This is a genomic window from Microcoleus sp. MOSTC5 (assembly GCF_036701825.1).
Taxonomy (GTDB): domain Bacteria; phylum Cyanobacteriota; class Cyanobacteriia; order Cyanobacteriales; family Microcoleaceae; genus Microcoleus; species Microcoleus asticus.
This window is the reverse complement of the sequence record NZ_JAUBRK010000061.1, coordinates 42939-50619: the sequence shown is the minus strand read 5'-3', so window position 1 is coordinate 50619 and position 7681 is coordinate 42939. Positions and strand designations below refer to the sequence as shown.

Annotated in this window: 4 protein-coding genes; 2 read left to right on the top strand and 2 right to left on the bottom strand. The window is 49.6% G+C overall.

The window, feature by feature from the left end; genetic code table 11:
* Positions 1 to 55 precede the first annotated feature (55 nt).
* Positions 56 to 3409, bottom strand: a complete 3354-nt coding sequence (locus tag QUA54_RS27025) for a PAS domain S-box protein (RefSeq protein WP_333417278.1) — start codon at positions 3407 to 3409, stop codon at positions 56 to 58.
* A gap of 404 nt (positions 3410 to 3813) precedes the next feature.
* Positions 3814 to 4473 (bottom strand): HAD family hydrolase, encoded by a 660-nt coding sequence (locus tag QUA54_RS27020; RefSeq protein WP_333417276.1) that lies wholly within the window; start codon positions 4471 to 4473, stop codon positions 3814 to 3816.
* A 111-nt stretch (positions 4474 to 4584) separates the two neighbouring features.
* Between QUA54_RS27020 and QUA54_RS27015 the strand changes: the two genes are divergently transcribed.
* Both QUA54_RS27015 and QUA54_RS27010 read left to right on the top strand, forming a co-directional pair.
* The gene (locus tag QUA54_RS27015) at positions 4585 to 5349 is read left to right on the top strand and encodes a Uma2 family endonuclease (protein ID WP_333417274.1); all 765 of its coding nucleotides are present in this window, start codon (positions 4585 to 4587) and stop codon (positions 5347 to 5349) included.
* Between the two features lie 285 nt (positions 5350 to 5634).
* On the top strand, positions 5635 to 7443 hold the full coding sequence (locus tag QUA54_RS27010) for an aspartate kinase (RefSeq protein WP_333417272.1): 1809 nt from the start codon (positions 5635 to 5637) through the stop codon (positions 7441 to 7443).
* Positions 7444 to 7681 lie beyond the last annotated feature (238 nt).

Below are 7681 nucleotides of genomic sequence, written 5' to 3'. Positions count from 1 at the left end.
ATTAGACAACCATATCGGTGCAATCTGGTATTTCATCCATCATTATAATGCATCATTACTTGTTTAGCACTACCGGAATTTCGATGATAAATTCGGTGCCTTTACCAGGTTCCGAGAGGCACTGCAATTTGCCGTTGTGTTTTTCAACGACAATTTGGTGCGAAATTGATAAACCCAAACCTGTGCCTTTGCCTACGGGTTTTGTGGTAAAAAATGGGTCAAACAAACGCACGATCTGATCTTCGGGAATGCCCGGGCCGTTGTCTTTAATCCGAATATAAATGCGATTGTTATCAATCATTTCAGTTTGAATCGTAATTGTAGGAAAGATAGTATCGGCTGTATTTTTTGCTTTGCTGCTGCTTTCTTCCAAGGCGTCAATCGCATTGGCCAATAGATTCATAAAAACCTGATTTAACAGTCCGGGATGGCATTGTATTTGCGGCAGTTCTCCGTATTTTTTTATCACTTCAATGCCCTGCCAGTTTGCCTTGGCTTTCAGCCGGCTGTTCAACATTAACAAGGTACTTTCTAAACCTTCGTGAATGTCGGCAGTCTTGATTTTCGCTTCGTCCGCCCGCGAGAAATTGCGCAGAGTTTGAATAATTTCTACAATGCGCTCGCATCCTATCTGCATCGAATTGAGCAATTTTGGCAGGTCTTTTGCTAGAAATTCTAAGTCTATATCATCGGCTTGTTGCTGAATTTTGGCAGGGGAATCTGGGTACTCTGCTTGATACACTTGCACGATTTCTAACAAGTCGAGAACGTAGTCTCGGACATGGCAGAGGTTGCCGGCGACAAAGCCTACTGGGTTGTTAATTTCGTGGGCAATTCCTGCTAGCACCTGTCCGAGGGAAGACATTTTTTCGGTTTGTACTAACTGCATTTGAGTTTGCTGCAATTCGTGCAAAGCTGTTTGCAGTTCTTGGGATTTTTGGCGATCGCGATCGGCGGCGGCGGCCCGTTCTTCCTCAACTCCGATCGCCCCGGCAATAATTCCGATCAGCTTGCAGTCGGCTTCTGTGGGCGCGATCGGGTCAGTGTAGAGAACGCACAGCGCACCCACGTAATTGTCGCCCAGCCGCACTGCTTGTCCCAGATAGCTTCGCAGTTGGTAGCGGATGACAGCGGGATCGATTTTGCCGTAGATCGTGTTCTGCAAGTCAGGAATAGCCACAGCCCGATCGCTTCCTTTGCTGCATACGTCGGTGCAGATGTGGCCCTCGGCGCGATCGACCAGCGGGTAGTCCGACGGCGCTTGCCAAGTCGCGATCGCGCGCAGCAGACCGCCACCGAGGCGGCTGTAGATAGCGCAACTTCCGCCCAAAAGCTCGCCTGCTAAGGATGTCAGGCGCTGGATGTTGTCACTGGCGTCGGTGGTGAATCCCAAAAAGCACTCGTTAATTTTGCTGAGGCGGTACTCTGCTTGCCTGCGCGCCGTCATGTCGCGGGAGTTGATCACAATTCCGCTCACAGCGGGGTCTGCTAGCAAGTTGATGCCGACGCCTTCGAGAAAACACCAAGAACCGTCAGCGCGCCGGAACCGACCTTCTAGGGCGATCGGATCGCCTGGATTTGCGATCATTTTTTCGCCGTCGGACATCAGCGACGGCAGGTCGTCTGGGTGGATGAAATCGACGGCAATTTGACGGGCGAGTTCCTCGGGTTCGTAGCCCAAAACTGTTTCTACAGAAGGGCTTTCGTAAACAATACGACCGCTGGCGTCGACAATAGTAATCATGTCGGAACTGTTGAGAATCAGCGATCGCCATTTAGCTTCATTTTGCAACAAAGCTGACTCGGCTTGTTTGCGATCGGTAATGTCCTCTACCATTTGCAAAATAAACTGCGGCGTTCCCTGACTGCTGTCGATGACAGAGGCGCTGAGGCGTCCCCACCTGATGCTGCCGTCTGGGCGGAGGTAGCGTTTCTCGATTTGGTAAGCTTCGCGCGAACCCGCGGCCAACTGTTGGCGCAACTCGCGCGAAGCTTGTACGTCTTCCGGGTGCGTGCATTCGTCCAGGCCCGCACCCCGCAGTTGAGCTTCCGATCGCCCCAGCATAGCTTGAAATGCCGGATTAGTGGCGATCGCCATACCTTCGAGGGTAGCGACTACCATGCCGATCGCAGCGCGTTCAAAAATTGCCCGAAACCGCTGTTCGCTGTCTCGCAAAGCTGCATCCGCTGCCACTTCCTGGGTGATGTCGCGCCCCGCGACTGCCAAACCTTTGCGCGAACCGTCGGGGTTGAACAGCGGCACTTTCCGCACTTCAAACAAATTGCTGCCGCCTGTGGGCAAGGGGACAATTTGGCGGCTGGAGGTAAGAGTGCCTGCTTGCCAGGTGGTTTCGTCGGTTTCCTGCCAATTTAGCAGGATTTCTCTGACTCTGGCATCGGCGGCGGCAGCGAGTTCGGCAGTAGTTTTGCCCTGGTAGTCTGCGGTTTCCCAGCCCAAAAGTTGGAGGGCGCAGTCGTTGGCAATCAGCCAGCGCCCCTCGCTGTCTGTGAGGTTGATCGCGTCGGGCACGGCGTCGATCGCGGTTTTCAGCCAGTATTCTTGATTTCGCAAGGCTGCTTCGGCTTGTTTGCGGGCGGCGATTTCGGCGACGGTTCCTTCGTAGTAAAGGAGTTCGCCGCCTGCGCCGCGGACTTCGCGCACGTTTTCCGAGATCCAGGTAGTGCTGCCGTCTTTGCGGTGGACGCAGGATTCAAACTCTTTCAGGGAACCGTTTTTGCTGATTTCGGCAATGAAGGAAGCGCGGCGGGCGCGATCGGCGTAAAGGTTTTTTGCCGAACATTTTGCGATCAGTTCTGACGGGGAATCGTAGCCGTACATTCGGGCGAGTGCCTGGTTGGCGCTGAGGTAGCGCCCGTCTGGGGCGGTTTGAAAGATGCCTTCGGTGGCGTTTTCAAAGATGCTGCGGTATTTTGCCTCGGCTTGTTTGAGGGCTTCTTCTGCTTGTTTGCGATCGGTGATATCAGATTGGACGCCGATGAAGTGAGTGACGATCCCGCTGCTGTCGCGCACGGGCGAGATGGTGAGTTCGTTCCAGAAGGGGGTGCCGTCTTTGCGGTAGTTTTTCAGAACTACTTTGCAGTCGTGTTGTTCTTTCAGGGCCGCGCGGATTTGAGCGACGGCAGCGCCATCGGTATCCGGGCCTTGCAGGAAGCGGCAGTTGTGCCCGATTATTTCGCTGCGATCGTAGCCTGTAATCCGCTCGAAAGCCTGGTTGCAGTAGACTATGGGCTTGTCCGGCCGGGTAGCGTCCGCGATCGAGATGCCGTTGCTGGTAGCTGCCAGGGCGCGATCGTACAGCCGAAATACTTCTTCTATTAAATTCGGTGGATTGCCGCCAGTGCGAGTCGGCGATAGCGTTTCAGAAGGAATGCTTATATCGATCTGCATGAGTTTCTATAAATTGAGTTTATTGTCTATCCCGACTGGCCGCACCCTATATTTTAACAGAATTTCCTGTTTGCCGAAGGCAGAAGTTAGAAGGCTCTTATGCAGAATTTTGGCTGTAAATTTTACCTAGAAAAAATCAGGCTTCCCTCGTTTTTTTCTTTCTGCCTTTTGCTTTCTGCTTTCTACCTTCTCAAGAATCCTAATTGTTAACTTATAATAACTGTTACCGCGATAACTCTATCTTTGGTATGGTTTATTGGGCAGCCTTTGGGTGGCTTACAGGTTCGGGCATTTATTTTTTCACTTCAATCAAAAAAATAGAGCGTCCGGCTATATTAAAATATTTCTTAGTTAATGTCTTTTACTTAAATGATTCAAACTCTTCTGAAAAAAATAAGGAAAAATTAATTTTTAACGAACACAGCAAGTTCCGAAATATCGTCGATCGCGAAAGTCGGTTCTAGGGCGAGACACTGAGCGCGATCGCCGTATCCGTAAGCCGCCCAACAAACATCTATCCCAGCATTTTTAGCAAACAGCAAATCAATCGCTGTATCGCCAATCATTAAAATTTGACTGTTATCCAATTCCGGGAACAGCGGTTTAATAATCGAGTGAAAAACAGCCGAATTTGGTTTCGGGATTATTTGTCCGTTATCACCTAAAATTAAATCAAAAAAACTGTGGATTTTGAAATTTTTTAGTAATAAATCAACAAAACTAACGTGTTTGTTGCTGAAAACTCCCAAGCTCAATCCCGACTGGCGCGCCAACTGCAAGACTTGCTTTGTCCCCGGAAATAAATCTACCTGCTTTTCACCTTCAGTCCGATAATAAGAGCGGTAAGTTTCAACCCATTCGGGAATTGCGCTTTCCTCGATCGCCGGATGGAGGATTTTAAAACTATTTGGTAAATTGATGCCGATCGTACCTATAATAGTATCAGCAGCAGGCGGGGTAATATTGAAAGTTTCAAAAGTTTTGGTAAAGCAAAATACAATAGCTTTGTGAGTAATTGCCAAAGTGCCGTCGAAGTCAAAAATAATTAACTTGTACTTACTCATATTTATGAAAATTTTCTATATAGCAACCGGAGGCTTCCAATGACATAATAGCATTATTAATCTCTAAGTCACCAATTATAACTATAATTTTTTAACATTCAAGAGGTCAACATGAGTGTCGCCGAAAAACTAGAAATTATAGCAACAGATTTCCCCGACCCCACTCAATTACCAGACTCCGACGGTACTTTTGTAAAAAACTTCCAAGAACATCCTCAAAGCATCCTGTTAACAACTTCAATTCGACCCATTCTAGACCAAATTCATCCCGACGGACAATACTGCATCGGTCAAGATTCCGGTATTTATTGGCGAGTGCTCCGGCCCCCGGAACCGCCAGAAAGAGGAGCCTCAACACCTGATTGGTTTTACGTGCCCGACGTGGCGCCAACTATTGACGGAAATCTTCGCCGCTCCTATGTAATGTGGCAGGAATTAATGCTGCCTCTAATTGTACTTGAATTTGTTTCTGGCGATGGCAGTGAAGAAAGAGATAGGACTCCTCGCCAGGGCAAATTCTGGATTTACGAGCGGATAATTAGACCTGCTTTTTACGGCATTTATGAAGTCAAAAAGGCACAAGTTGAAGTGTATCATTTGGTAGAGGATCGGTTCGAGTTAGTCCCACAAAATAAGCGCGGACATTACCCGATCGCACAAATACGAGTGGAATTAGGCATTTTGCAAGGGGTCGATCGGGGCGTAGAACTGCCTTGGCTGCCCTGGTGGGATGCTTCCGGGAATTTGCTGCCGGCGGCCGAGGAACGGGCAGAACAAGCCGAATTGGCTGCTGAACGAGAACGACAGAGGCGCACAGAAGCTGAGCTGCGAATTCAAGCTTTAGAAGCGCGTTTGCGAGAGTTAGAAGGCGAGTAATTCGATTTTAGATTTTAGATTTTAGATTTTAGATTGGGGATGACTGATGATTATCGGGGTTGGGTTCTTCATAAGTCATTGGCAATTCTTCAATCAAAAACTTAAATTCGCATAAGTCGCAGATGCCGGTAGAGACACGGCAATTCAGTGTCCCTAGGAATATCATGTGCTGTAAAAATGCGATCGCCTAGCAGCCTCCTCAGAAACTATATAAACATTCATCGGTTATTATCAAAAATTTGCGTATATTAGCTTAAGTATTGCATCACTTTTTGTATAAGTCCTATGGCACTAATTGTTCAGAAATATGGCGGAACCTCGGTTGGTACAGTCGATCGCATTCTGGAAGTAGCCCGACGAGTTGTAAAAACAGCACAGCTCGGCAACTCTCTGGTTGTCGTACTTTCAGCGATGGGCAAAACCACCGACGGTTTAGTTAAACTCGCCAAGGAAATTTCCGCAAATCCCAACAAGCGGGAAATGGATATGTTGCTTTCCACTGGGGAACAAGTCTCGATCGCACTTTTGAGCATGGCATTGCAGGAAATGGGACAGCCCGCAATTTCCCTCACCGGCGCCCAAGTTGGCATTGTCACCGAAGCCGCCCACACCCGCGCCCGGATTTTGCGAATCGACCCGAATCGGCTTGAAACCCAGTTAAAAAGCGGTAAAGTCGTTGTGGTTGCGGGTTTCCAAGGCATCGCCAATGCCGGAGAATTGGAAATTACCACCTTGGGGCGCGGCGGTTCCGACACAACAGCAGTGGCCCTCGCCGCAGCGCTGCGGGCCGACAGGTGCGAAATTTATACCGACGTGCCCGGAATTCTGACTACAGATCCGCGCTTGGTTGCCGACGCCCAATTGATGGACGAAATCACTTGCGACGAAATGCTGGAATTGGCGAGTTTGGGCGCAAAAGTCCTCCACCCGCGCGCTGTAGAAATTGCCAAGAATTACGGCGTGCCCCTGGTAGTGCTTTCTAGCTGGAGTGACGCCCCCGGTACGCGGGTAGTGTCGCCGCCCGCCCAATCCCGGCCTTTGGAGGGCTTGGAACTCGCAAAAGCGGTGGATGCGGTGGAATTTGACTTGGATCAGGCGGGGGTGTCGCTGTTGCGTTTGCCCGATCGCCCCGGCGTAGCAGCGCGGTTGTTTGGTGCGATTGCGCAACAAAACCTCGATGTAGACTTAATTATCCAGTCAATTCACGAAGGAAATACTAACGATATTGCCTTCACAGTGAGGCGAAATTCCCTCAATCAAGCTGTCGCCGTTGCAGATGCGATCGTGCCAACCCTCGGCAAGAATTCTCGCCCAGAATTGGGAGAACCGGAAGTGAAAGCAGAAGAAAAGCCGATCGCTAAAGTTAGCATTGCGGGTGCAGGAATGATCGGGCGTCCGAGGGTAGCGGCGCAGATGTTTAAGACTTTAGCGGATGCGGGAATTAACATTCAAATGATTTCCACTTCCGAGGTAAAAGTTAGTTGTGCGATCGATGCCGAAGATTGCGATCGGGCCGTTGCCGAACTCTGCAAAGCATTTGATGTCGCCAACTCCCCTATTGGGCGGCGTTCATCATCCCAAAAACCGCCCGCAGTCCGCGCCGTTGCGTTGGATATCAATCAAGCGCGTCTAGCAATTCGCCAATTGCCCGATCGACCCGGAGTAGCAGCAAAACTGTTCGGACTTTTAGCCGAGGAAAATATCAGCGTAGACACGATCATTCAGTCGCAGCGCTGCCATAATATCGACGGCATATTAAGTCGCGACATTGCATTTACCGTAGCACAAATTGACGCCGAAGCTGCTAAAGACGCCCTCAAAAAAGCCGCCCCCGAATTCGGATGGGGCGAAGTAGCTGTCGATACACAAATTGCCAAAGTTAGCGTTGTCGGTTCCGGGATGGTAGCGCATCCGGGAGTAGCGGCAAAGATGTTTGAAGCGCTTTCTCGCCAGCAAATCAACATTCAAATGATTGCTACTTCCGAGATTAAAATTAGCTGCGTTGTGGATGAGGAACAAGGTGTAACTGCTTTGAAGGCAATTCACGCAGCCTTTGAACTTGCCGGCACCGAAAAAATCCAAGTTCCCGCCTAATCGAGGTTTGTAGTTGCGCTTCAGCGCCGGCAGACTCAAGCGCAACTACAAGCTTAAAAATTTCATTAATTAGGGTTTTCGGTAGGGACACGGCAGTGCCGTGTCCTGGCAAATATCGGGGACACAGCAGTGCTGTATCCCTACAAATATATTCGGATTTGGACAAGGCAATGCTGTGTCCTTGCAAATATCGATCGACAGTCAACGATCGGAGTTTTGAGTGCAATTTTCACAGCAT

Bases quoted from the DNA above. Each gene is read 5' to 3' on its own strand.
- QUA54_RS27025 (WP_333417278.1), bottom strand. From the start codon at position 3,409: ATGCAGATCGATATAAGCATTCCTTCTGAAACGCTATCGCCGACTCGC.
- QUA54_RS27015 (WP_333417274.1), top strand. From the start codon at position 4,585: ATGAGTGTCGCCGAAAAACTAGAAATTATAGCAACAGATTTCCCCGAC.
- QUA54_RS27010 (WP_333417272.1), top strand. From the start codon at position 5,635: ATGGCACTAATTGTTCAGAAATATGGCGGAACCTCGGTTGGTACAGTC.
- QUA54_RS27020 (WP_333417276.1), bottom strand. From the start codon at position 4,473: ATGAGTAAGTACAAGTTAATTATTTTTGACTTCGACGGCACTTTGGCA.